This window comes from Mesorhizobium sp. M4B.F.Ca.ET.143.01.1.1, from assembly GCF_004792275.1.
GTDB classification, from domain to species: Bacteria; Pseudomonadota; Alphaproteobacteria; order Rhizobiales; family Rhizobiaceae; genus Mesorhizobium; species Mesorhizobium abyssinicae.
The window spans coordinates 1-22,417 of record NZ_SRSR01000032.1; the positions used below are offsets into that span (position 1 = coordinate 1).

At 58.3% G+C, this 22,417-nt stretch carries 22 protein-coding genes and 3 pseudogenes; 13 read left to right on the top strand and 12 right to left on the bottom strand.

Annotated features, from left to right (window positions below):
• Nucleotides 1-507, top strand: a pseudogene (locus EN786_RS34915) (hypothetical protein); the annotation flags it as partial.
• A 3-nt stretch (nucleotides 508-510) separates the two neighbouring features.
• On the opposite strand, the gene EN786_RS34920 reads toward EN786_RS34915, so the two are convergent.
• From EN786_RS34920 to EN786_RS34940, 5 genes are all read right to left on the bottom strand, one after another.
• Complete coding sequence (locus EN786_RS34920; RefSeq protein WP_135909858.1) at nucleotides 511-936, bottom strand: hypothetical protein; 426 nt, start codon at nucleotides 934-936, stop codon at nucleotides 511-513.
• Between the two features lie 35 nt (nucleotides 937-971).
• Nucleotides 972-1,901 (bottom strand): TauD/TfdA family dioxygenase, encoded by a 930-nt coding sequence (locus EN786_RS34925; protein WP_135909860.1) that lies wholly within the window; start codon nucleotides 1,899-1,901, stop codon nucleotides 972-974.
• 352 nt (nucleotides 1,902-2,253) lie between these two features.
• On the bottom strand, nucleotides 2,254-2,517 hold the full coding sequence (locus EN786_RS34930) for a DUF2285 domain-containing protein (protein ID WP_164895833.1): 264 nt from the start codon (nucleotides 2,515-2,517) through the stop codon (nucleotides 2,254-2,256).
• Between the two features lie 276 nt (nucleotides 2,518-2,793).
• On the bottom strand, nucleotides 2,794-3,042 hold the full coding sequence (locus EN786_RS34935; RefSeq protein ID WP_125007211.1) for a DUF982 domain-containing protein: 249 nt from the start codon (nucleotides 3,040-3,042) through the stop codon (nucleotides 2,794-2,796).
• A gap of 208 nt (nucleotides 3,043-3,250) precedes the next feature.
• Nucleotides 3,251-3,553, bottom strand: coding sequence for a DUF982 domain-containing protein (locus tag EN786_RS34940; RefSeq protein WP_135909862.1), 303 nt, complete (start codon nucleotides 3,551-3,553; stop codon nucleotides 3,251-3,253).
• A gap of 422 nt (nucleotides 3,554-3,975) precedes the next feature.
• Here EN786_RS34940 and EN786_RS39145 point away from each other — a divergent pair, with 422 nt between their 5' ends.
• From EN786_RS39145 to EN786_RS39150, 4 genes and pseudogenes are all read left to right on the top strand, one after another.
• Nucleotides 3,976-4,407 carry a DUF309 domain-containing protein gene (locus tag EN786_RS39145; RefSeq protein ID WP_246688832.1) on the top strand — a complete coding sequence of 144 codons (432 nt, stop codon included), beginning with the start codon at nucleotides 3,976-3,978 and terminating at the stop codon, nucleotides 4,405-4,407.
• Nucleotides 4,408-4,918: 511 nt separating this feature from the next.
• Complete coding sequence (locus tag EN786_RS34950; RefSeq protein WP_095482620.1) at nucleotides 4,919-5,383, top strand: MucR family transcriptional regulator; 465 nt, start codon at nucleotides 4,919-4,921, stop codon at nucleotides 5,381-5,383.
• 175 nt (nucleotides 5,384-5,558) lie between these two features.
• Complete coding sequence (locus EN786_RS34955; protein WP_189524360.1) at nucleotides 5,559-6,131, top strand: hypothetical protein; 573 nt, start codon at nucleotides 5,559-5,561, stop codon at nucleotides 6,129-6,131.
• A gap of 831 nt (nucleotides 6,132-6,962) precedes the next feature.
• A pseudogene (locus EN786_RS39150) lies at nucleotides 6,963-7,106 on the top strand (SOS response-associated peptidase); the annotation flags it as partial.
• Nucleotides 7,107-7,241: 135 nt separating this feature from the next.
• On the opposite strand, the pseudogene EN786_RS34965 reads toward EN786_RS39150, so the two are convergent.
• A pseudogene (locus tag EN786_RS34965) lies at nucleotides 7,242-7,625 on the bottom strand (helix-turn-helix domain-containing protein); the annotation flags it as partial.
• A gap of 136 nt (nucleotides 7,626-7,761) precedes the next feature.
• On the opposite strand from EN786_RS34965, the gene EN786_RS34970 reads away from it, so the two are divergent.
• From EN786_RS34970 to EN786_RS34990, 5 genes are all read left to right on the top strand, one after another.
• On the top strand, nucleotides 7,762-8,193 hold the full coding sequence (locus EN786_RS34970) for a helix-turn-helix domain-containing protein (RefSeq protein ID WP_135909867.1): 432 nt from the start codon (nucleotides 7,762-7,764) through the stop codon (nucleotides 8,191-8,193).
• A gap of 20 nt (nucleotides 8,194-8,213) precedes the next feature.
• Nucleotides 8,214-8,852, top strand: a complete 639-nt coding sequence (locus EN786_RS34975; protein ID WP_189524361.1) for an IS3 family transposase — start codon at nucleotides 8,214-8,216, stop codon at nucleotides 8,850-8,852.
• Nucleotides 8,840-9,055: an integrase core domain-containing protein gene (locus tag EN786_RS34980; RefSeq protein WP_135909871.1), complete on the top strand. Its 216-nt coding sequence runs from the start codon at nucleotides 8,840-8,842 to the stop codon at nucleotides 9,053-9,055. The genes EN786_RS34975 and EN786_RS34980 overlap by 13 nt, the downstream gene beginning before the upstream one ends.
• A 133-nt stretch (nucleotides 9,056-9,188) precedes the next feature.
• Nucleotides 9,189-9,470: a tyrosine-type recombinase/integrase gene (locus EN786_RS34985; RefSeq protein WP_135909872.1), complete on the top strand. Its 282-nt coding sequence runs from the start codon at nucleotides 9,189-9,191 to the stop codon at nucleotides 9,468-9,470.
• Between the two features lie 143 nt (nucleotides 9,471-9,613).
• Complete coding sequence (locus EN786_RS34990) at nucleotides 9,614-10,114, top strand: hypothetical protein (protein WP_135909873.1); 501 nt, start codon at nucleotides 9,614-9,616, stop codon at nucleotides 10,112-10,114.
• A gap of 806 nt (nucleotides 10,115-10,920) precedes the next feature.
• On the opposite strand, the gene EN786_RS35000 is transcribed toward EN786_RS34990, so the two are convergent.
• The 5 genes from EN786_RS35000 to EN786_RS35020 all read right to left on the bottom strand — a co-directional run bounded on the left by EN786_RS35000 (nucleotide 10,921) and on the right by EN786_RS35020 (nucleotide 16,044).
• The gene (locus tag EN786_RS35000) at nucleotides 10,921-11,844 is read right to left on the bottom strand and encodes a DMT family transporter (RefSeq protein ID WP_246688835.1); all 924 of its coding nucleotides are present in this window, start codon (nucleotides 11,842-11,844) and stop codon (nucleotides 10,921-10,923) included.
• A 5-nt stretch (nucleotides 11,845-11,849) separates the two neighbouring features.
• On the bottom strand, nucleotides 11,850-12,680 hold the full coding sequence (locus EN786_RS35005) for a gamma-glutamyl-gamma-aminobutyrate hydrolase family protein (RefSeq protein ID WP_135909876.1): 831 nt from the start codon (nucleotides 12,678-12,680) through the stop codon (nucleotides 11,850-11,852).
• Nucleotides 12,625-13,968, bottom strand: coding sequence for an O-acetylhomoserine aminocarboxypropyltransferase/cysteine synthase family protein (locus EN786_RS35010; protein WP_246688834.1), 1,344 nt, complete (start codon nucleotides 13,966-13,968; stop codon nucleotides 12,625-12,627). Before EN786_RS35010 ends, EN786_RS35005 begins: the two co-directional genes overlap by 56 nt.
• Nucleotides 13,965-15,080 carry a fatty acid desaturase family protein gene (locus EN786_RS35015; RefSeq protein ID WP_135909880.1) on the bottom strand — a complete coding sequence of 372 codons (1,116 nt, stop codon included), beginning with the start codon at nucleotides 15,078-15,080 and terminating at the stop codon, nucleotides 13,965-13,967. Before EN786_RS35015 ends, EN786_RS35010 begins: the two co-directional genes overlap by 4 nt.
• Before the next feature lie 253 nt (nucleotides 15,081-15,333).
• Entirely contained in the window at nucleotides 15,334-16,044 is a 711-nt protein-coding gene (locus EN786_RS35020) for a pyridoxal-dependent decarboxylase (protein WP_135909882.1), read from the bottom strand.
• A gap of 98 nt (nucleotides 16,045-16,142) precedes the next feature.
• On the opposite strand from EN786_RS35020, the gene EN786_RS35025 reads away from it, so the two are divergent.
• The 3 genes from EN786_RS35025 (at nucleotide 16,143) to EN786_RS35035 (ending at nucleotide 20,267) form a co-directional block, all read left to right on the top strand.
• The gene (locus EN786_RS35025; protein WP_135909884.1) at nucleotides 16,143-17,519 is read left to right on the top strand and encodes a PLP-dependent aminotransferase family protein; all 1,377 of its coding nucleotides are present in this window, start codon (nucleotides 16,143-16,145) and stop codon (nucleotides 17,517-17,519) included.
• A gap of 243 nt (nucleotides 17,520-17,762) precedes the next feature.
• Complete coding sequence (locus EN786_RS35030; RefSeq protein ID WP_135909886.1) at nucleotides 17,763-19,379, top strand: Mu transposase C-terminal domain-containing protein; 1,617 nt, start codon at nucleotides 17,763-17,765, stop codon at nucleotides 19,377-19,379.
• 6 nt (nucleotides 19,380-19,385) lie between these two features.
• Nucleotides 19,386-20,267, top strand: a complete 882-nt coding sequence (locus tag EN786_RS35035) for a TniB family NTP-binding protein (protein ID WP_135909888.1) — start codon at nucleotides 19,386-19,388, stop codon at nucleotides 20,265-20,267.
• Between the two features lie 259 nt (nucleotides 20,268-20,526).
• Here the strand turns inward: EN786_RS35035 and EN786_RS35045 are convergent.
• Nucleotides 20,527-22,417, bottom strand: a 1,891-nt coding sequence (locus EN786_RS35045; RefSeq protein WP_135909890.1) for a Tn3 family transposase, incomplete at its 5' end; no start/stop codon positions are given.

Genomic DNA, 22,417 nt, shown 5'->3' on the forward strand with positions numbered 1-22,417 from the left:
ATAGCGGCTTGGGTGTTGGGGCCGTCAGTGTTCAAAAGCATGATTGTCTCCAGAGTGGGGATATTGAGCAACCTCACTTTGGCAGAGCTTAGGCCGCTATCCACTCCTCATGGGATCTATGACGGCCGCACGCTCGCAGCGATCATCCCTGACATGGAAAAGATCATCGGCAACGAGATCAGCCGCGTTCTCGCCGACGCCGGCTATCGTGGCCACAACGCACCGCAAAGTTATATGAGGGTCTTCACCGCTGGTCAGAAGCGCCGCGTGACACCGGCCATCAAGCGCCAGATGCGGCGGCGATCGGCCCTCGAGCCGGTGATCGGCCACATCAAGAACGAACACAGAATGGGCCGCAATTACCTCGCTCACACCCAAGGCGATGCGATCAACGCCATCCTGGCCGCAGCCGGTTACAACTTCTCCCTCCTGCTCAGGTGGCTGAAGCAATTTTTGTGGCTCTTGATCGCCGCGTTCCTGAACCGGCCGAAGCAGCTTGCCGCTTAGCGGTCAAGATTGTTCACGGTCGACTTCTTCAACGGTGGCTTTTGGCGCGATGTCGCTGTTGGCCGGCACGGCGAGATAGATCGGTTCATGCCGGCTGGTGGCGAATAGGAACTTGTGTTCAAGCCCGCGCGAGCGGCCAACGATCGCCGGCACGTCGCCGAGCAGGAAGAAATCGAGCTGTTTTGCCGCAACGGATTCGTGGAGCGCAGGACCGGTGCTCCGGAAAAAAGTCCACTCAACCTTGATATTCTTGTTTGCGGCGAAGCCCTTCTCGATGAGTGCCCGGGCCCGCGCATAGGACGTCGCATCCCCTTGCGAATGTTGCCTGTTATCAAAGGCCAGTACCTGGTGCCCGAAACGGATGGTCAATTCCTCGGCTAAGACTGAGCTAAGCGAGGTGATTAGTCCGGCAAGCGCCGCGGCGATCACGAAGTGTCATGATCTTTTCCCCCTTGTTCAGACGGTCAGGCTGCCTTCGCCGACGGCTTGGCTGCCTTGACATGGGTTATACTGCGGCGACCGTCAACGCCGACCGGAACGTCACCGTCAACCGTAGCGCGACGCACGACCCGGTGCTGGTCGCCATAGTCGTTGACCGCATAATGCTGGGTAGCACGGTTGTCCCAGATAGCGACGTCGCCTACTTGCCAGCGCCACCGCACGGTATTTTCCGGGGCAGTGACGTAGGACTGGAACACCTCGTAGAGTTTGGCGGAATCGCTCTTGGAAAGGCCGACGAGGCGCTGCACGAAATTGCCGAGCAGCAGCGACTTCTCCCCGGTTTCCGGATGGACGCGCACGACCGGATGCTCGGTCTCGTAGATCGTCGATGTGAAGATTTCCTCGAAGTGCTTCTTCTCTTCGGCTGTGGCGCGCGGGCGCACGGCTGCGTAATCGTAGGCATTGCTATGAATAGCCCACAGATTGTCCGCCAATATTTTGAGCGGCGCCGGCAGATTCTCGTACGCGGCGTGCGTGTTGGACCAGATCGTGTCGCCCCCCGCTGCCGGAATGACGACGCCACGTAGGACCGAGAATTTTGGATAGGCATCGACGAAAGTCACGTCGGTATGCCACTGGTCTGCCCTGCCACCGCCACGGCCGGAATCGAGATTGAGGATTGAGGCCGTGCCGGCTGCCGGCCCCTGCGTGGGATGAGGTACAAGGTCACCCAGACGCCGCGCGAACAATTCCTGCTCCGCATCGTCGAGATGCTCCTGGTCGCGGAAGAAGATCACCTTGTGTTTTAGAAGAAGCTGGTTGATGGCTGCTATCGCTGCGTCCGAAAGGTCTCCGCCAAGGCGGACGCCTCTGATTTCAGCTCCAACACGGCTGGTCAGCGGTACAACGTCGGAGTCAGGAATGGTCTGGTTGACAAGGACTGGATTGCTCATGGGGATCTCCTGATTGATCTTGGAAGGGGACAGCAAGTCACATCCGGCCAGCGGATGTCGCGCGGCGTTGAAAGTCTCATCGCGAGTCAACAGAGCTATTGAACAAGATAATCGACTTAAACATAGAAATAATGTTCCAAATTAAACTGGCTCGACGAAAGAGCCGTCTCCGTTGCTCCGGTCTCGGTGTTGAGTTCTCTCTGGGCAAGGAAACGGCGCGAGATGGGGGTTTGATGGTGCAAGATCCAGCGCCGGATCAGGGAGGCCATCGCGGAAGCAACGGATCGCCTTGCTAGTGGACGCCTGGACCACTCTGCTGCTGAGGAGCGCGGGGGCTGCCGCCCATTCTCCGTTATCCCGCGAACAATTCTTTGTACCCTGTCGTCACCATCCAGTTCGCCCGATCGAGATGGCTTCGCGCGGCTTTGCGGGCGCGCTCCGGTTCCTGTACCGGATCGATGCCGAGGATCTCCTGCGCCATCTCCTCATAGCTGGCATCATCGGCGGCCGCATCCAGGAACCTCAGGTACAGCGTGTGATGCTGCTTATCGTACGTGGTCAGGCTGTCGGACCATGGCACTTCTTCCTGGATTGCCGGTTTCGTTCCGACTTTCATGGCAGTTCGGTACTCCATCATTATTTCAGTGGGATATTCCTTCGACAGGTTAGCCAAAGCAGACAGCAATCATAGTCCTAAATGACAATCCCTGATCTCTCCGCAAATGTCCCGCCGCGGCCGTGCTTCGGGACAGCTTCAATATTCTGCCGCCCAGCCCAGGCTCAACGGCGGCAGATCCTCGAGTTCCCTCCGTGTGGACGGCGTGCGCGCGATGCGCGGCAAACTTGCAGCGGTGCCGAGATGAACGAAATTCATGAGCGCGCGTCCAAGCTCTCAATCGCTGCGCAGAATCTTTGCTTCGAGCGCGGCTGCCACAAAAGCACGCCGAGCGACTGGTGGATGAGCCTCACCTCGCAACACCTGCAGACAGGCGTCCATTGCTGCCTTGCGCTTCGCGGTCTGACGATGGAGATGCCGCAGCAGGATGTTGGACGCGTCATTGACATCGAACACGACACGCTCCGAACTGTGACGGCTAACTTGAACAACGACTGGCCTTTCAAATCTGCTCGAGCCGGTCATCACTCCCCCTCTACACCCAGCGGCGACAGCCTCGCTCGCATTTATTTCCTTAGCCGAAAGATTCGGCTGCACCCTCGCAGCTAAACTTGGTCGCTGGCGTCCAAGAGATCGTCATGACCGCTGTCTGGTTCATGTCGGGAGGCGCGGGATTGGCTAGCTCAATCTCGACAATGTCGCCTTGCGCCAGTGTCGCAAAGTTTGTGGAAGCCTACGCCTGCGCCTTTCCGCTGCCCGCCTTGCACGCAGCGATCCACTGCATGGCGGAGGTTGGGTCCTCCAATATCGCAACTCGCTTTGCAAAGCCGACAAAGGCATTGCTGGCAGCGCCCGCCGGTATGTGCCCAGCATATGCATCACAACATGCCCTCAGGGCGGTCTCGTAGGTCAGGTCTCTGCGATCCTCGGGCCACTCATTGAGAAAATCAATAGCGTCCGCAAGACTGGCAATCTCCTGCACGATATAGCTGGCTCGCTTCACGAAAATGGGGCTGCTAAAAGCCTCAGCGTTCATTCGTTCCCCTCCACCTGCTCCATAGCCAATTTGCACGACCCGGGCCGCATCGACGCGCGCCGACCATTTGCAGAAATGTGCTGTCAGGGCGATGACGATTCAAGAGGAAGAAGACGCGTGATCTGCATCCTCGGTGAGCAGTTCGGCTGCGCATCACCGCGAAGTCCGGCGAAGCCTGCTCAGGCATCTATCTTCCTTCCTGGCCTGATCTGAGGAGAACATACCCCCCGGGTGCCGTCATTCTCTAACGGCGGATGAACCACACAAATTGAAAGGCCCCGTTTAACTGCCGACCTACAATATGACCGCCTGCGAAGTGAGGGCCCGCATGAACTGCCCGATGACCGCCGACGCAACCTCGCAGCTTCGTGAGATCTGACTGGCTGACAACTATTTGCCAAGACATTCCTGATGCGGCGGCTATGTACGGAACTGAGCATCTGTTCAGGGCCACGGTGTGCTATACGGCTTTGATGGCTACTGGTTCGATGTTGCGCCGGCGCTGGCTGCCGGAAAAGAGCTTTCCATCGTATGCGTATCTGCCGGGCAGGCAACCGCATCCCGTGCGCGACCCCGCGGGACATAGCTACAATAGCGAAGCCATGCCGTTGGCGGCGGAGGCGTCGCTGGACTCAGACATATTCCTTTGGGGTCTCGACCTCTTCAACCATGGTTATTACTGGGAAGCCCATGAGGCCTGGGAGGGTCTGTGGCAAGTTGCAAACCGAGGCGTTCCGCTTCGGACGCTCTTCAAGGGATTGATCCTGTTATCGGCGGCCGGCGTGAAGATCCGCGAGGGCAAGCAGGCGGCGGCGATGCGTCATGCCGGACGCGCGGCGCTCTTCGTCGGCTGAACACGGCGGATCATACCTTCGAGCGTGCGCTCGGCATGTCACCCGCAGCGCTCGCCGAATACGCAGAAGCCGCCGAACGGATCCCGGCAGCCTTGCAGGCGACAGCGGTCGGTCAGCCCCAACCCGTGTTTGAATTCATTCTCGGACCAAGCTCCGGCGAAAGGCCGATCAGCTCGCAAAAAAAAGTCATCCGTAGAAGTCGCCGGGAATAGACCGGACCCGTTGGGCCAACGTCACTGACGAACGACGAAAGCCAGGTTTCGTTCACCTGGCCGTATTTTCGTGTAGCGCGGAATTTCGTCACGTTGCTTTCGGAATTACAAAAGCTCAAAACGGCATGGCTGCATACCGGTTCCGGCGCCTTGGCAGCCGAAACGATTTCCGGGGGGAACGCCTATTAGCAATAGCTTATGGCGATACTTATGCTGCCGAGACATTTATTGCCTTCAGCCACAACCATCACTATGTAGCGAGGCTTCGCCTGCTGTCTTCAAGCCAACCGGAGAATTTCATGACGGAAGAAGCCGATCACAACCTCGACGCCCTCATCGAGCTTACCGCCGATGTCGTCTCAGCCTATGTCTCGAACAATCCGGTCCCGGTGGGCGATCTCCCCGCCCTGATCGGCCAAGTACATGCAGCACTGAAAGGAACGGCCGGCAGCGTTTCCGCAGAACAGCCGCAGGCTCTCAAGCCTGCTGTTCCGATAAAGAAGTCGGTGATGGCGGACTACATCATCTGCCTTGACGATGGAAAGAAGTTCAAATCGCTAAAGCGCCATCTGTCGACCCACTATGGCCTCACGCCGGACGAATATCGCGCCAAATGGGGCCTGCCGGCGGACTATCCCATGGTCGCGCCGAATTACGCCGCTGCGCGCTCGGCCTTGGCCAAGACCATGGGTCTCGGCCGCAAACCGAAAGAGTCGGAAACGCCGGCGCCGGCGAAGCGGACCGGCAAGAAGGTCGCAGCTTGACTTTATCTCTCGAGGGTCGTTCTGGAGCGCGCAGCTGCTATCGGCATGATCCGCGCAGAATAGGAAATGGGGGGACCAAACCACGCCTTACCCGCGTTCATTCGCTCTTGCCGGGACGCAGGAGAAAATTTCAGCCAGTCTTCGCACAACCCACGCATCTACAAGGATCGCATCGTTGGCGACTACGCAGTCAATGGCACGCCACCACCATATCAGTGGCGGATCGGCCGCAGCCCGGCATGAAGCTGCAAGCAAGGCTAATCGGTTCCGTCACCGCGTACTCCAGCTGAACATCGACGTCATGTGCGCCAACAGCCCGCAGGCCAAGGGCTGCCTCGAACGCGCCAACCTGGCGCTGCCGTCTTGTGAAGAAGCTACGCCTGGCGACATCAGCACGATCGACGCGGCGAACGCCTACGCGGCCGAGTTCGCTATCCCTTCGCCTCCCTCAATCCGCGCCATCGCGTCCGCCGCATCTCGACCGAAGCCGCAATCGTCAGCGGCCTCTCGCGCGAAAGGCCCGAGGAGCGCATGTTCCGGCTTCTTGTTCGCGCCGGGCTTAGCTGCAGTGCGGCCGATCGATGCCCGCACGCTTTTTCGGGAGGCCAAAGGCAGCGCATCGGCCTGGCACGCGCGCGCGCTCATGCTGCAGCCGGATCTGCTTGTCGCCGACGAGCGCCAGCGCTCGACGTATCGATCCAGGCGCAGATCTGCCCTCCTTGCGACAACGCAAAGGAGAGCAAAATGACCAGCACCAATAACCTCTACAGCCGCCAGCTATGGCAACGATTTGGTGGGGGGATCTTTCGAGACAATGTCGATGCATACGCCCAGGTAACGCTTTCGCACGTGCGATATGCTTAATTTGTGCATTGCAATATCTGCGGCGATCGATATGATCCTGTTGTCGGCCATCTACTCCTCCCAGATGCGATGCCGGCGCTGAATGCGGTGCACCTCCTCCCGCGCTGCATTTCAAATCGAGCCCACTGCCACCTCCTCCCGGCAGTGGGCTTTTTCTTGTATGAGCGGCAAGTTGGCCCTTGGCCAACGTATTGGCTTCTAGGCGAGGCGAACTCCGGACTTCCAAGCCTTGCCCTGCCCGCATTCAAAAACACTTTCTGTCCCCACCCAGCACGCTGAGCCCTGAGCGGTTTAGCGCGGTGGCATGAACGAAAACGTCCTTTGCGCCAGACCGCGAGACCCGCAGCGGCTGATCACCTGAAACGCCTCTGAGGCGCGAAGCATCATCGAATGCGTGCTTGTCGCGATAGAGTCGCTAGGCTTGCTCGGCCGCGACGATGCCGACCCTGAGGCGGAAGTAGCTGAACAGGGAGAAGTTTTCGAAATCGAAGGGGCCGGACATCGGCTGCAATGCCGCTATCGCTACCCCCCGTTTGGAGCGGGAGGTGACGTGGAGGCGCCCCGCAACAGTCCAGATGAAACTTGTTATTGTGCAGTGCGGCAACGATATTGCTGCAGTTGCGTTCTGCGCAGCGTCGTGGCCATCTTAGCGGCCGACCACAAGGAATACTGATTTGCGAAAAATCTCTATCACCCGCCTTGCGGCATTCCGACTGGGCCCGATATCGCGCCCTATCATGACAGGCAGGTTATCCTCGATCGCAGCGCGTGGGCGGACTGGCTCGACCCTTCGGTGTCGGCGAAGTCGCTGATCAAGGCCCTTCCACCCAGCACACTGCAGGTAAAGCAAGTCGGGTGACTTGAAACGAAACGGCGCCCGATGTCGATCAGGCATGGGGCGGGGAGCGCACCACCTGCCGGGCTGGCTTGTCCTGACGCTCGCCTTGGTACGAGACCTGGCGAAGGAGATTGTCTTCCGTCCAGGTGAGATATGGGAGAGCGCCGTTCCCTGCGCTCGGTTGCGTCGTTGCTTGCGGCGCTTGACCAGGCCGTGGCGGTCAGAACTGGGATGCATCGTTGAGATCGCTGGGGTGTGGACGTCCGGGTAGAGCCGGGCCAGCCGCTCCCTGATCTTCGGCGTGCCCCAGCTGGGCTTGTCCTGCTTGGCACGCACAATCAGCTTCTCGATTTGGAAAGGAAGCTGATTGGCGTGCCGGTAAGGTCGGCGCGAGCGATCCGTCAGCCCTTCCAGCCCGCTGTCATTGTAGCGCTTGAGGATCTTATAGCCGGTCTTGCGCGAGATGCCGAAATCCCGGCACAGCACCGCCATCTTCCCTCCATCCAGAACCCGCGCGACGAACTTCAGCCGCTCATCCATTTGGCTACGCTCCTTCCAAGGCACCCTTGCTCTCCTTGCAAAAGGCCAAAAGTGTCACCATGTCTCCGGAATGAACTGTAGTGCACCCCGATTCTGAGACACGAGAAGGGTAACAGTTCTCCATTAAGGAGAGCTGATGAGGAAAGAAGATCCGGGGCGGCGGTTCAGTCGCGAATTCAAGATAGCTGCGGTGCAACGCATGGCTGCGGGCGCCAACGTGAGCAAGTTGGCGCGGGAGCTCGGCATCTCTCGCAAGGGTCTCTATCAATGGCAGAAGCAGTTTCGTGCAGGCGGGCCAGCAGCTCTGCGCGGTGGCGTGGGTCCGCCGCGAGCGGTACGCCGGCTGGGTGAGGCGCATGACCCGGGCGGTGCAGCGCCGGCATTGTCGTCGGAAGCGCTTGACGAGCTTTCGAAGGCATTGGCTCGGATCGGCGAACTGGAGCGTCTCGTCGGACAGCAGGCGGCCGACCTCGATTTTTTTCAAGAAGCCTTGCAGCACGTCGGGAAAGCGCACCAGCGGAGCGGCGCGCCTGGCGGGACGACATCTACGCGGTCATCCAGTCGATGATGGTGTCCGGGCTGCAAGGCATGATCGCGCTCGAGCGGATGTGCGGGCTGGCTGGCGTGAGCCGGTCAGGCTATTACCGGTACTGGCAGGCCTCGTCGCCACGCCGCGAGGAAGCGGGCTTGCGCGATGCCATTCAACGCCTGGCGCTGGCGAACCCACACTATGGCTATCGCCGGATTGCCGTGCTGCTGGGCCGGGAAGCCTGGCATGTGAACCACAAGCGCGTGCTGCGCCTGATGCGGGAGGACAACCTGCTTTGCCTGCGCAGGGCCGCTTTCGTGCCGATGACGACGAATTCCAGGCATGGCTGGCGGATCGTGCCCAATCTGGCAAGAGGCCTCGAACTGGCGGACATCGACCAACTCTGGGTCGCCGACATCACCTATGTCCACCTCGCCGAGGAATTCGCCTATCTGGCTGTCGTGCTCGATGCGTTCAGTCGCAAAGTCATCGGTTGGGCACTGGCGATCCATCTCAGGGCTGAACTGGCGATCGAGGCGCTCGACCAAGCGATTGCGGTGCGCAGGCCGGCACCGGGATCCATCATCCATCACAGCGATCGCGGCGTGCAATATGCCTGTGCCGAGTACGCCGCCCGACTTGCGGCACACGACATCCAGCCGAGCATGAGCCGGGTGGGCGCTTCATGCGAACGCTGAAGGAGGAGGAAGCCGACGGCAGAGCCTATCGCGACATCGACGATGCAAGGAACAGGATCGGCGAATTCATCGACGCCGTGTACAACAAGCAGCGCCTACATTCCGCGATCGATTATCAATCGCCGGATGAATATGAAGCCGGCCTAATGCGATTGCGGCGGGAAGCCCCTGCGGCAATCTCAGAAACGGAGAACTGTTACTGATCTCTGTCTCACCCGAGGGGTGCACTTCAGAACTGTCACCCATCTCTCGGGAAGGGCACAACCGCTTATACAGAATTTTGGCAGTTTGCCGGCCCCGTCCCACACAGCTTTCCCACATAGCCGCGAATAACCATTGCTTGTCGCAGCTAGCCCGCACGCGGCGTGGGCGCCATCGACTTACAGTCGTTCGTGGAACGCCGTCCTGCAGACGGCAAACGTGCAGGCCGTGACACTCGACGAGCTGCGACACAGCTACGCCAGCACCATGGTCCGCAACGGCGCGCCGCTGATCATTGTCGCGCAAGCGCTCGGCCATAGCGACACCCGGACGGCTGAGAAGCGTTACGCGCAGCTAGCGCCGTCTTATGTGGCCGACACCATCAGGCGACTTGCACCTGACATTCGAAGAGATTGAATGAAACGTAATGTTCTATATGTGTCTTAATGATTAGCATAGATTCTTCGTGACTCTTAAGCATTCGTCCGTTATCAGCTCGGAAAGATCCCCGTCTTTTAGTTCGCCTCCGGCGGGCGGCCGGGAACTTTGCGGAAAGAAAAATGAGCCAAACAGGTATCTTCATTGCTGGCGCAGATTTTCAGGAATGGCCCGAGAATCTGAAATCCCAGGTACTCGAGCAGATCCTAGGCGGTGCTCATCGCATCGAAGGAGCAGACCAACTCGACCGATCGGGGGCGGTTGAACACGACGAAGATTATGATGAACACTTTGCCGAATTGTCGCCCGGTCAAGTGCGAGATTTTCTCAGCGGATGCAGCTCAAAAACCAAGACTGCTCTCAGGGCGATGGTGCAAGGTGAAAGCCGTTTCTTCCAGCTAAAGGATGTTGCGGCAGAAGTTGGTGTACCAGCGTCAAAGCTCACCGGAGTTTGGTCCGGCCTGACGCGGCGTACCAAAACTGTGACTGGCGACAGCGAAGCATACCTCATCGACTGGTCAGGCGGAGAGGCTATTTGGGAGCGGGAGGAGTACGTTGATCATCGCGGTGAACTTACGGAGATGACGCGCGCCTCGTTTCGCAAGGTTCTTGGTGTTGGCTAATCCGGCAACTCGCGTCTTGAGCAGTGTTCCCGCGAATGAGGGCCGGATCGATCCGGCCTTTTTCGTTTCCGCGGGCAGCACCGGGACAGCACAACACCTATCGGCGGTACCAGCGGCTAGCAATTTAATCAGACCCCTCGCCCCTGTAGGGACACCGTGAAAACGTCGCGTCGTGCATAAAAGATGTCCTGAGTTCCGTTGCCATGATGATAATCAATGTCGAGACGGCAATACGATCGCAGCCTGCGTCAATCGCCCGCTGGGCAGCAAATGCTGCATTATTGACATAACAGTAGCCCCATACGAGTCTCTTCCGGCGTGGTGGCCAGGGGGGCGGCACAAAGCGAACGCTATAGGTTCGATTCCATCAAGCACCTGATTTTCCGCGTCAAGTGCGCTAGCGGCCGAAGCCAGCGCGGCTCTGAAGGTTCCTTCTCCGATCGGGGCAGCTGCATCCGCGGCATAGTAAGCGAGTTGCCCGTCAATTGTTTGCGGAATAGTAAGATGGCAGGAGGTCCGAGTGGCCCAAGCAGAAGGCAATGCATCCCCCTGCCTTCCTTCCGCACTCCAGCGATCCAAAGCTGCTTCTAAAAACTGGATGAAGCCTGGATCGTGAACTGTCTGCAGGGCGCTGGACGTAATCGGCTTCGGCGGTAGAATCCGTTCGAACCCCACATTGCAAAGCCAGCGATTATTCGTTTCGGCCGTTCTGGTGTGTCGAAGCAGGGCACCATCTGTCCGCGCCATAACCCGCCCGCGCTTTCATGAGCATATTGGTCCTCGGAAAAGATAATAAGCACGTTGCCCTAATCCTCTTCGCCAATTGGGCGTACTTGCATAGAGACGGCGCGGCGCTCTGGCATGGATGTAGTCAACGCACCGACGATAATGGCCAATGCTGCAAACATTCCTGGACCTGTCAGCCATTCGCCGAAGAGCGCGGCTGCGAAGAGCGCAGAAAAGAACGGCTCGCTCGATTCGATGACCTGCGTCTTGTATGCCTCGATATGCTGAAGAGCGAGAATTGTGCAGTAGAACCCAAAGAACGAGGGGATAACCCCCAGTGATAGCAAGCTTGGCAGCGCGTTCACTGACGGGATTGGTGCTCCGCTCCAAGCATAGGGAACAGCGAGCATAACGAGGCCATAAGCCAGGAACCACCAGAAGGTTTCTAGGGATGAGCGCAGCTTAAAGAACTTCCAGGCGAAGATAAAGCTGGCGTAGCCTAGACCCGCGATAAGGGCGAGGCTAACACCGATAATGCTTCCGGTCATCAGGCCGTCCCCAGCAATCACGAAGTAGCCTCCAAGAAAGACCATGGTCATGGCGAACGCCTTTCGCGTCGTTACCCTTTCCTTCAAGATGAGGATGTCGAGCGCGATTGCACCAAGGCCGCCAGCGAAAACAAGGATGGCGACAAGCGGGATCGGTGCATACGTGAAAGCTTGGGTTTCGAAATGGTAAAGTGTGAAGATGCCAAGCGCGGAGCAGACGGCGATCTTCCACGATCCCGTGAACACTGAGACTAGTCGAGCTAAACCTCCAGACCTTAAAAGGATGATGATCGAGAGCAGCGAAAACGCAATGGCGCAACGCCAAAATGCAACTGCAGTGTGATCGAGGCCTTCCTTGAAAGCGGACCGCGAAAGCACGCCGACGGTTCCATTGGACAGAGCTGCAAGAAGAGCGAAACCGGCCCCAAGGATTGATGAAAAATAAGCATTTCTCATGGCGGTCACTTTGTTTCTATCATATGCGAGCGGCAGGCCTCGCCGAATGCACGAAAGATTTCGACGCTGAGCGAATCCTCAACGTGAAACCATTCAGGATGCCATTGTACGGCGGCAGCAAAAGTTGCCGTGTCCTTTACCGATATGGCTTCAATAACGCCGTCCACGCATCGCGCATCAACCGCAAGGCCATCCGCCAAACGCGCGATCCCCTGCCGATGCAGGGTATTGACCAAGACTGGATTCTTTTGCGAGCGGCGGATGCATTGGGCGATGTGGCCGTGGCCTTCGGCTAGAATTGCATGAAAGGGGGCGTATTGAAGGTCGCGTGGGCGAGAGAGGTCTTCCACATGAGTGATCCGACCTTCACCTTCCGAGATGTTGCTTGAGAGGCTGCCACCAAGTGCGACATTGAGTTCTTGCAGCCCACGGCAGATTCCGAACAGGGGAATGCCCGATGATAATGCAATTTCGATCGCAGCAAAGCTTGTCCTGTCCCGGTCAAGATCAAGCGTCTTTGGACAAGCCTCTGGGCCCCCGTAAAATGAGGGCGAGACGTTCGACTCCGCCCCGGTCAGCAGTACGCCATTGAGGACTGACAAACAGACTCGCAAATCCCCTTCCACCAGTCCGCCCGGGATCACTAGCGGTAAGACACCTGCGGTCGTACGCAGGGCTTCAAGATAACGAACGCGTACGGTCTCATAACCGACGCCGTCCTCTGTCCGGCGGTCGGAAATGACACCAACGCAGGGCCGCTGTTTATCAGCGCGGCCACAATCAGGTGCCCTCAAGAGCTTGCCCGATATCGGCGATGATATCCTCAATATGCTCAAGTCCTACGGAAATCCGGATTGTTCCATCGCGAACTCCGGCAGCAAGGCGCGCCTCGCGCGGGACCGAAGCATGTGTCGTCGAGGCTGGATGCGTGGCGAGTGTTCTCGCGTCGCCAATATTTGAGACGTGATAGGCGAGTCGCAACCGCTCGATAAAACGGCGCCCAGCCTCAATGCCGCCAGCGATCTCGAACACGAGCATCGGGCCACCATGATCACCCATGTTCTGCTCGGCGCGATGCCGTTCAACAATCCCGCCAAAAGTCGGATATGTTACGTCGAGAACGCCAGGATGCGCCATGAGAAACTCGGCTAGCTGGCGGGCATTGGAGCAATGTCGAGGCATTCGCAAAGGTAACGTTTCCAGACCTTGGATACAGAGAAAAGATGCGAATGGCGACGGGCAGGGACCGAAATCGCGCATGAGCGTATTGCGCATCTTGAGCAGAAACGGGCTGGCTCCGTAGGGGCCGGGCAGATTGCGCGCGGCATCGAGCCAAAGAATGTTACCGTGCGAGATGTCAGGACGTGTCATCAACGAAAAGCGTTCGGAATAGGCAGCCCAGTCGAAGGTGCCCCCATCCACAATAATGCCGCCAATCGTCGTGCCGTGGCCGCTGATATATTTGGAAGTGGAGTGCACGGTAATGTGGGCGCCAAGCTCGAGAGGGCGGGAGATAAGAGGGGTCAGCGTGTTGTCGATGATCAGCGGAATTCCGAGTTCCTGCCCGATCGCCCCGACCTCGACGATCGGGAAAGGGCTGAGCTTGGGGTTGGGAAGCGCTTCGCCGAACCAACAGCGCGTTCGGTGATCTGAGGCTTCGCGGAAACGTTCGGGATCGCTTGGATCGACGAAGCGGGTTTCAATCCCGAGCCGTTGAAACGTACTGGCCAGCAAATTGATTGTGCCACCATACAGGTGCGTGGAGCTTACGATATTGTCCCCGGCTACGGTGATGTTTAGGATTGCAAGCATAATTGCGGCTTGCCCCGACGAGGTTGCCAAGGCGGCGACGCCACCATCCAGAGCCGCAACGCGTTGCTCGAAAATATCCGTTGTCGGGTTCATCAACCGCGAATAGGTGCGCCCCTCGCGTCGGAGATCGAAGACGTCAGATGCGTGATCAATTGATTCGAATGCATAAGCATTCGAGAGATAGATCGGTACAGTTGTAGCAAGGGTCGCCGGATCATAGCGATAGCCGCCATGCAACACTGCCGTTTCCGGATGCAGGTGTGGCGTTGGCGCCAATCGTGCTGAAGGGTCATTTTTCTCTGGTTTGGTCAACGTTGGATCTCTCCGGGAGTTGGATACTTCTCGGCGCGGCATTCAGACTGGGCGAAACGCTTCCGGTTCTGGTCGCGGATCAGTTTCAGGATCGAAGGCTCACCATTTGGGCCAGGCTGGAATATCCCACCCGTTTCGGAGCAGTGCGCCGCATAGACGGGGTCCCCCATGCGGATGGCATGTGCTTCGGGTAAGCGCCAGAACGGGGTTGTCGGGTCGAGATGATGATCGAGATGGTAGTTGTCGTTATTAATCGCGGTCAGCCACTTCTCGATATTACAGCTGCGGCGGTTCCTAGCCATGTGCAGGTTCACGGTCTGATTTTCGATGGAGCTGCAATGCTCAGACATCTCGATAAACCAGCCGATAATGTGGAATGAGGTGAGGTAGGGAACGACCCAGAGAAGGACGACTTCCGAGAAGTAGCCATAGATCAAAGCGTACACGACGATACAAGCCCAGAACGCGTAGAACCCCCAGCGATCGAACTCGTAACGCCAATTTTCTCCGCGCTTCACCCGCACTGAACTCTCCTTGCCGGAGAGGGAATTGAGGATCATTTGATATCTGTTGCGGACCAGATACTTCAGATAGGCGTAGGTTTTCGATCCAAGCAGGGGCAGGATGATGAGCTTCCAGACGAAGGAACGATCCGTTCGGGGTGTGAAGACACCTTCCGCGATGAAGAACTCCAGGTCAGGATCGGCGTCGGCTCTTCCCAGAAAGGGATGATGGCTGTGGACGTGTGATTCCTTGTAGGCAAAGTGGCGTTGAAAGATGGGCCAAGCCGTTGGCAATGTGCCGAGCAGGAAGTTCAGCAGACGGTTCTTTGTCAGCACACCGTGCGCAGAATCGTGCAGAATGGTGGAGATCCCTCGCTGATGGGCTCCGATCATTATCACTGCGAGAGGATAGAACCACCAGCTGACCCCAATGACCAGCCACGCGAAGGCAGCGATCACCGCATAATCCTTCACGATATAAAGCGGGCCATGCCAATTGTCAGTTGTAAGAGCTTTGATGTCACTAGTGATGCATCGATCAAAACGATGGTGAACGTAGCGGCCGGGCGCTTCGATGCCGTTGTAGAGCGGCCGCGCGTGAGCGTTCATGAAGACACCTTTTGCCGAGAATTGCAGCGCCACTCTGCGGTATAGGCACCGACGAAGCGGTCAATGAGATCAGCTTTGACGTTTGGCATAACGATCGCGTGGGCGGAGTTGTCATGGCATGCGAGCTGGTATTCGCTGACGAGCCTCTCGGATGGCTCGGAAATACAAGGACCATGGATTGAGCAACACCGGGATGCCCGCTGAACGAAATGCTGCTGCGAGGCCTTCCGCACGCTCGATGCAGGTTCGGGCATTATGGCGGAAACCGGCTATGCCAAGCCGCATCAGCCGGTTCCAGATCGCGAGAACGGCGTGGCCGTTGCGCGATCCCATCAGAGCGTCGGCTCGGATCGATCCCGACGCGGTCCAGAACGCTGACGCAGGACGTGATATCGGCGTGTGCGCCTTTCATCGTCGTTCCAGACGTCAGTGCGAGAATGATGCTGCGATGACGATTTGCGTGGATAACCTCAGAAAGAGCATCTGGAGAGATGGCACCGGAACAATCGGCCCCGCACGTCAAAGCCTCGATCCGGAGGATTTTTGCAGCCTTTGGAAGCGAGTAGTGCGCCTCTGTGGAGTATATCAGAACAGGATTATCAAGGGTCTCGCGCGCAAGGTATATGGCCCATAGATTGCCTTCAGTTCCGCTCGCGCCCACAGTCCCCCAATATTTTTCTGGATCGGCGCACTCCCATACCCGCATGATCCAGTCGACCACCTCTCGCTCTAAGTCACAGACCTCGGTCGCATAGTGTGAACCGACATATGGATCACCTAAATTATTAATTAACAATTTGTCGAATTGAGAGATTGGCTCTAGGTCAAAATCGAGATTGTAAGGATATCCCAGATGGTTATCACGCTTGTCGGAAAATTTCTTGCTAAGACTATGCAGTCTCGCATCAATATCTCCCTGTTTGCTTGAAAGATGGCCCTCATCTTGGTTGCATATAAGCTTCACGCATATGACCCACTATTAAATTCGGCTGCATATTATCTACACGATGAGACACTTATTATGCTATCATTATTATGTAACGTGACACTTTTGGATGCCAGATGCAGTTGAAATCGCCTTGGGAACCACGACTCGCCGTAGGTAGTGAGCCGATCTACCAGCGCCTCGCAGCCGCGATCGCGGAGGATCTGAGCAGTGGCAAAATCCCACCTGGCGCCAGGCTCCCAGCGCATAGGGACTTGAGCTATCAACTAGGCGTGGGCTTGGGAACGGTCACCAAGGCCTATGGCCTGCTGGAGCGCCAAGGCCTCGCCTCATCTGTCCATGGTCGCGGCATGTTCGCGACCAAAAAAAATCTCACGATCACCAAGGCTATTGATCTGAGCGTGAACGTGCCTCCGAACATTATGTCGGACCGGTTGCTAAGTGGGACATTGGCTTCGCTAGCGTCGGCGATTGATGCCAAGACCTTCGGAGCATATACGCCTCCGCAGGGAATCTTTCAGCATCGTCTGGCACTCGCAGGATGGCTGCAACGTTACTGTGCCTCCGTCGACGCCGAGCGGATGATCCTCTGTAATGGTGGCCAGCAAGCACTTTCAATTGTGCTTGCAGCGCTGCTCGCGCCGGACCTTTGCATAGCGACAGACGATCTTCCGTTCCCTGGCCTCCAGATGATCGCGGGGCTATTGAGCCTTCAATTATTCGGCATAAAAACTGATTTTGAGGGCATTCTACCGTCTGCATTCGATAAGATTGCACACGAGATCGCGGCGAAGGGGAAGCGTCTAATATTATTCACGAACCCGACGGCGCAGAATCCAACCGGCAAGACGATGTCGCGATCGCGCCTCAAGGATATTGCGGAAATTTGCAGGCACCGAGATGTATTGATCATTGAAGACGACGTATACTCTGCCTTCTCCGCTCGCGAGCACCTCTGTTTTCTCGATCTTGTGCCTGAAAGAACCTACTATATCAACAGTTTAGCTAAGATTCTAACGCCTGGAATGCGACTCGGTATTCTCATCGCACCGTCTGACCAACTAGGTAATCTCCTGCGCGTGATCCACGCGCAGGGTTCCACTGTTTCTCCGATCGCAAGTCTTGTCATGTACAGATGGGTCGTGGATGGAGTCGCATCCCATATCGCGACGATGACACAGTCAGAAGCGGTCGCGAGGAATAAACTAGCGGCTTCAGTCTTTAGCTCCATAACTGATGCCTGGATTGGCAGCGGGTTCCATATGTTCCTCCCGACACGCCGCGCGGCGGCCATCGCTCTTGCCAGCGCCGCCCGCGAAATCGGTATACTGGTCACCGAGCCTGCACTTTCCTTATCAGAGGAAAGCGATGAAAGTGGAATTCGCCTTTGTCTTGGTGGACCGACCTATGACGAGCTCAGCATCGCACTGAGAAAGGTTGCAGCTCTGCATGTTCAGGGATCGGCTCTGGCTGGGGGCGAAAAACCACTCTAGCGAATTAGGCCACAATTGTCACACTGCACTAAATTAGGTTCTTCCTCAATTTGTGTGGTTCATCCGCTGTTAGCGACCCAATTGTCACTTGGCAGTTAATTATGAGAATGGCTTGCCAATGATTCCAGTTGCTTAGCCCAGCACTTAATTTGAGAATGAGCAGTTAATTTGATAATCGGCCTTGGCGTTTGTCAGTTAATGTGAGAATCAGGCTCTTCGGTGTTTTTTCCTCGCGAGCCTGCCATGAACGATCCCTTCCCCGACGAGATTGACGAGGCGCTTTGGGATGAAGCGTGCCGACGCGCCGATGCGCTTCGGGATTTCCTGAGGCGACACCCCGGCCGCACAACGGCCGGAGATGTTGCGGGGCTCGCAGCCAAACTCGGCCTGAGCCAGGCGACAGCCTACCGCCTGATCAAGCTGTTCCGCGGCGGCGGGACCGTCCTGTCGCTGGTGGATCGCAAGCGCGGGCGGCCGGAGGGTCACCGGGTCGTGGATGACAAGCGGGAGGAGATCATCCGCGCGACGATCAACGCATACTACCTGAAGCGAAACCGGCCAACAGTCTCGCAGCTGGTCCGGGACGTGCAGACGAATTGCATGTCAGCGGGACTAAAGCCGCCGCATCGGCGGACGATCATCGCTCGCCTTCAGGACATCGACCTTCAAAAGCGTGCCAAGCGGCGCGGAGAAACGAAGATTATAAAAGCGACGACGGCCGTTCCTGGAGCGTTCGGCGCGGCCCGCCCCCTGGAAGTGGTGCAGATCGACCATACCAAGGCCGACGTCTTCGTCGTCGACGAGGAGACCCGGCAGCCGATCGGCCGGCCGTGGCTGACGTTGGCGATGGACGTGTGCAGCCGCATGGTCACCGGGTTCTACCTTACGATGGAGGCGCCGTCTCGGCTGTCCACCAGCCTGTGCCTGCTGCACTCCGTCTTCGACAAATCGGCGTGGTTGAGGGAGCGCGAGGTCAGGGAGCCGTGGCCCGTCGCCGGCCTGCCGAACATGGCGCACGTCGACAACGGCCCCGATTTCCGCAGCCGGGCGTTCAAAAGAGGATGCCAGGACGCCGGCATCGCGATCGAGTGGCGGCCGCCGAGCGAGCCGCGCTTCGGCGGGCACATCGAGCGCCTGATCGGCACGCAGATGGGCAGGCTGCACCTGCTGCCCGGCACAACGTTCAGCAACGCGCAAGAGCTTGGCCAATACGATTCCAAGCGGCACGCGGCCCTGACCCTGCGGGAACTCGAGCGCTACATCGCCCTCGACATTGTCGGCTCCTATCATCAGTCGATCCACAGCAGTCTGGGTCGGCCGCCGATCGCGGTCTGGCGGGAGCACGAGGGCGAGATTCCGCTTCGACTCCCTCAAGATCGGCTTCGCTTCTGGCTCACCTTCCTGCCTGAACAGGAGCGCACCTTGCGGCCGACCGGCATTCATCTGTTCGGTCTGCGTTATTGGTCGGCGGCGCTCAGCGCCGACGTCGGGCGTTCGGACCGGCGCCTGCTGGTCAAATATGATCCGCGCGACATGGCGCGCATCTTCGTTCGACGGCCATCAGGCAACTTCGTGGAAGCCCGCTATGCCGATGTGACGTTGCCTTCGATTACGCTCCACGAAGCGCTGACCGCACGGCGCACACTGCTGGCGAAAGGCCGACGTGAAGTCGACACCGGCGCCATCGTCCGCACGGCAATCGCGCAGCGCGAACTGGTCGACGCGGCGACCAGAAAGACGGCGGCTGCGCGACGCGGAAAGGCCAGCAGATCGAAATCGAAGGTGGATGATGGCGGATGGGGCTCGCTTCGCGGCGTCGATTCCAGCAAACCTGTACCCTTTGTCGAGGATACGGATTGAGCTGGCATGAACGATGAAATCGCCCACCTGACCGCCCGTGCCGCGGCGCTGCTTGCCGAAACGGACGAGCGGCGCATTCGCGCGATACGATCACGCCGCTGGGTGCTCTACCCGCGCGCCAAGCAGGCCCTCGATCGGCTGAGCCGGCTGCTTGATCATCCAAGAGGCACGCGCATGCCTTCCATAGCAATCTATGGCGACAGCGGCATGGGCAAGACCATGATCATGAAGCGGTTCCGGGACGAGCACCCGCCGAGCTTCAATCCGGTGACGGGCGCGCTGAATACGCCGGTTCTTGCCATGGAAATGACCAGCCGCCCGGGCGAGCGGCGCTTCTACGCCGAACTGCTCACCCTTCTCGGCGCGCCACAGCGTCCACGCGCCGATATCGCCCAGATGGAACAGGCCGCGCTGCGCATTATGGAGGCCATCGGCGTGCAAGTTCTGGTCATCGACGAGGTGCACAACATCCTCGCCGGAACCTATCGCGAGCAACGCATTGTCCTGAACACTTTGCGCTTCCTCAGCAACCGCCTCCAGATCTCGCTCGTCTGCTTCGGCGTGAACGAGGCGCGGGAGGCCATCAGCGGCGACGTTCAGCTTGCGCGCCGGTTCGAGCAGTTCACCTTGAGCCGGTGGGCCGCGAACGAACAGTTCGAGACCCTGGTGGCATCGATCCTGCGCAACACACCGCTGCGTCGGCCTTCGGTGCTTACGCCGAAATCGCTGCGACGGATTCTGCAGATCACCGAGGGTATCACGGCAAACATCTTCCACATGATCAACAGCCTTGCGGTTGACGCCATCGAGAGCGACCGCGAGCACATCACCGACGAGATGGTTGAGGATTGGGAGCCGGAGTTTGATGCCGAGGCGGCATTCGCGTGATCCGGAGACAGTCGCCTCAGCGGCTCCCGGTGATTATACCGCCCCATTCTGATGAACTCCTGTCGTCCTGGATCGGCCGGCACGCTGCCTTTTACGCGGTTCCGCCACTTGTCATGCTTCGACATTGCTTGCCGGAGCTATCCTTATTACGGGCAGCTGATCTCCACCTGAACGGTAATCAGGAAATCCGCCTTGCGAGCATGGGGTCGGAACAAGAGCAGTGCGAAATCGTACGCTAAGGTTGAACGGAGCGGGAACGTTATGCGGCACGCCTTAGCCCTGCCGGGAGGCGAAGCGACCTGAACCCTTCCGGGAGATGTTGCTCGCTGTCCCAGGTGTAGATGCCCGTCAGGTTGATGTGCTCCCAACTCAGCGGCGAGATATGCTTCAACAGCGTATCTGGGATGTTCCTTCCCGCTCGTTTGAGCTCTGTGACCGCGCGGTCGAGATAGACCGTGTTCCAGTGGACGATCGCGCTGACGACAAGATTGAGGCCCGATGCGCGGAATGCCTGACTTTCGAACGACCGGTCGCGGAGTTCGCCACGCTCATGAAAGAAGACTGCGCGTTTGAGTTTGTGCGCTGCCTCGCCCTTGTTGAGGCCGGCTTGGCAGCGCCGGCGCAATGTCGAGCTCGAGTACCATTCGATCATGAAAAGCGATCGCTCGATGCGGCCGAGTTCCCGAAGAGCCTTGGCCAGTTGGCTTTCCTTCGGTGATGCCGAGAGCTTCTTCAAGATCGTCGAGGGCACAACGGCACGGGTAGTGATCGATGCCGCCAGATGAAGCAGATCATCCCAGTGATCGAGGATCAGGGTGGTGTTGATCGGCGCCCCGATGTGGTTCGACAGCGCCGGGTATGCATCGCCTTTCTCGAACGTGTGGAACTTCCGATCTTTGAGATTGCGCAGTCGCGGTGCGAACCGCTTGCCGATCAGAGCGAATAGCCCAAAGACGTGATCGCTCGCGCCGCCGGTGTCGGTGAAGTGCTCCTGTATTTCGAGGATTGTGTCCTGATCGAATAGTCCGTCGAGCACAAAGGCAGCCTCGCTTTCGGTCGGGCTGATGGGCAAGATGCTGAAGTAGCCGTACTGATCTGACAGATGGCTGTAGAACTTTGATCCGGGTTCACTGCCGTAATGTAGATTGATATCTCCGCGCTTTGCGGCGCGGTCGCTTGCTCGGAAGAATTGGCCATCAGATGATGACGTCGTGCCATTGCCCCAAAGGCGAGAATGCGGATGGCGGGTGTGTGCGTCCGTCACGCAGGCCTGGGCTGCTCGGTAGGTCTCCGACCGGGCGTGGAACGTGCGCATCCAACTGATCTGGTGAGCGCTGATGCCTTTGGATGCGCTGGCCATCCGTTTCGGACCGAGGTTGGTTGCATCGGCCAGTACGCCAGCCAGCATGGCCGAGACATTCCTCGGAGTGTCACCCGTGCGAACATGGGTGAAGCAATCCGCAAAGCCGGTCCATTCATGCACCTCCCTCAAGAGATCTGGCACCTCGATCAACGGATAGAGCTCGCTGATCTCGGCATTCAGGTCCTCGGCTGCTGCGGGAACTTCGCCAGCTGCTGGCGTGACGATAAGCGTTCCACCTTCGAGACGAACACCGTCGAGCTTCCCGGATCGTGCCCTATGCGCCAGGCGCTTCAGGTTGAAGTCGAGCATCTGTCGCGCTTCGGTAAGCCACGCCGCGCCGTCTTCTTGGACACCAAGTCCGAGGCGATCTTCATCTTTCAGGGTGGTGAACGTTGACCACGGCATCAGGTGCTCGTCGATCGGTCGGAAGGATCGGCTGCCATCGACCCAAATGTCCGCAGATCTAAGCCGGTCTCGCAAAGCCGCGAGCGTTGCAATCTCATAGAGACGGCGATCGGGCTTCTCCTGCCCGAGAATTAGCCGTCGATCAGCTTGGCTGAGGTGGGTGACCGGGACGCGATCCGGAAGGGTGCGCCGCTTCTCGGCATAGAGCCGTTTCAGCAGCGAAATCGCCGCAAGAAGGGGATCGTGGCGGCGCGCTGAGCGGAATGTGAACGCCTCCAGGAACGCACCGGCGTACTTGTTGACGGTCGCATATTGCTCAGCCGCTAAGGTCAAAGGCGACGCCTCGTTGTCCTCGACCATCGACTCAAGCTCAGGCTTCATC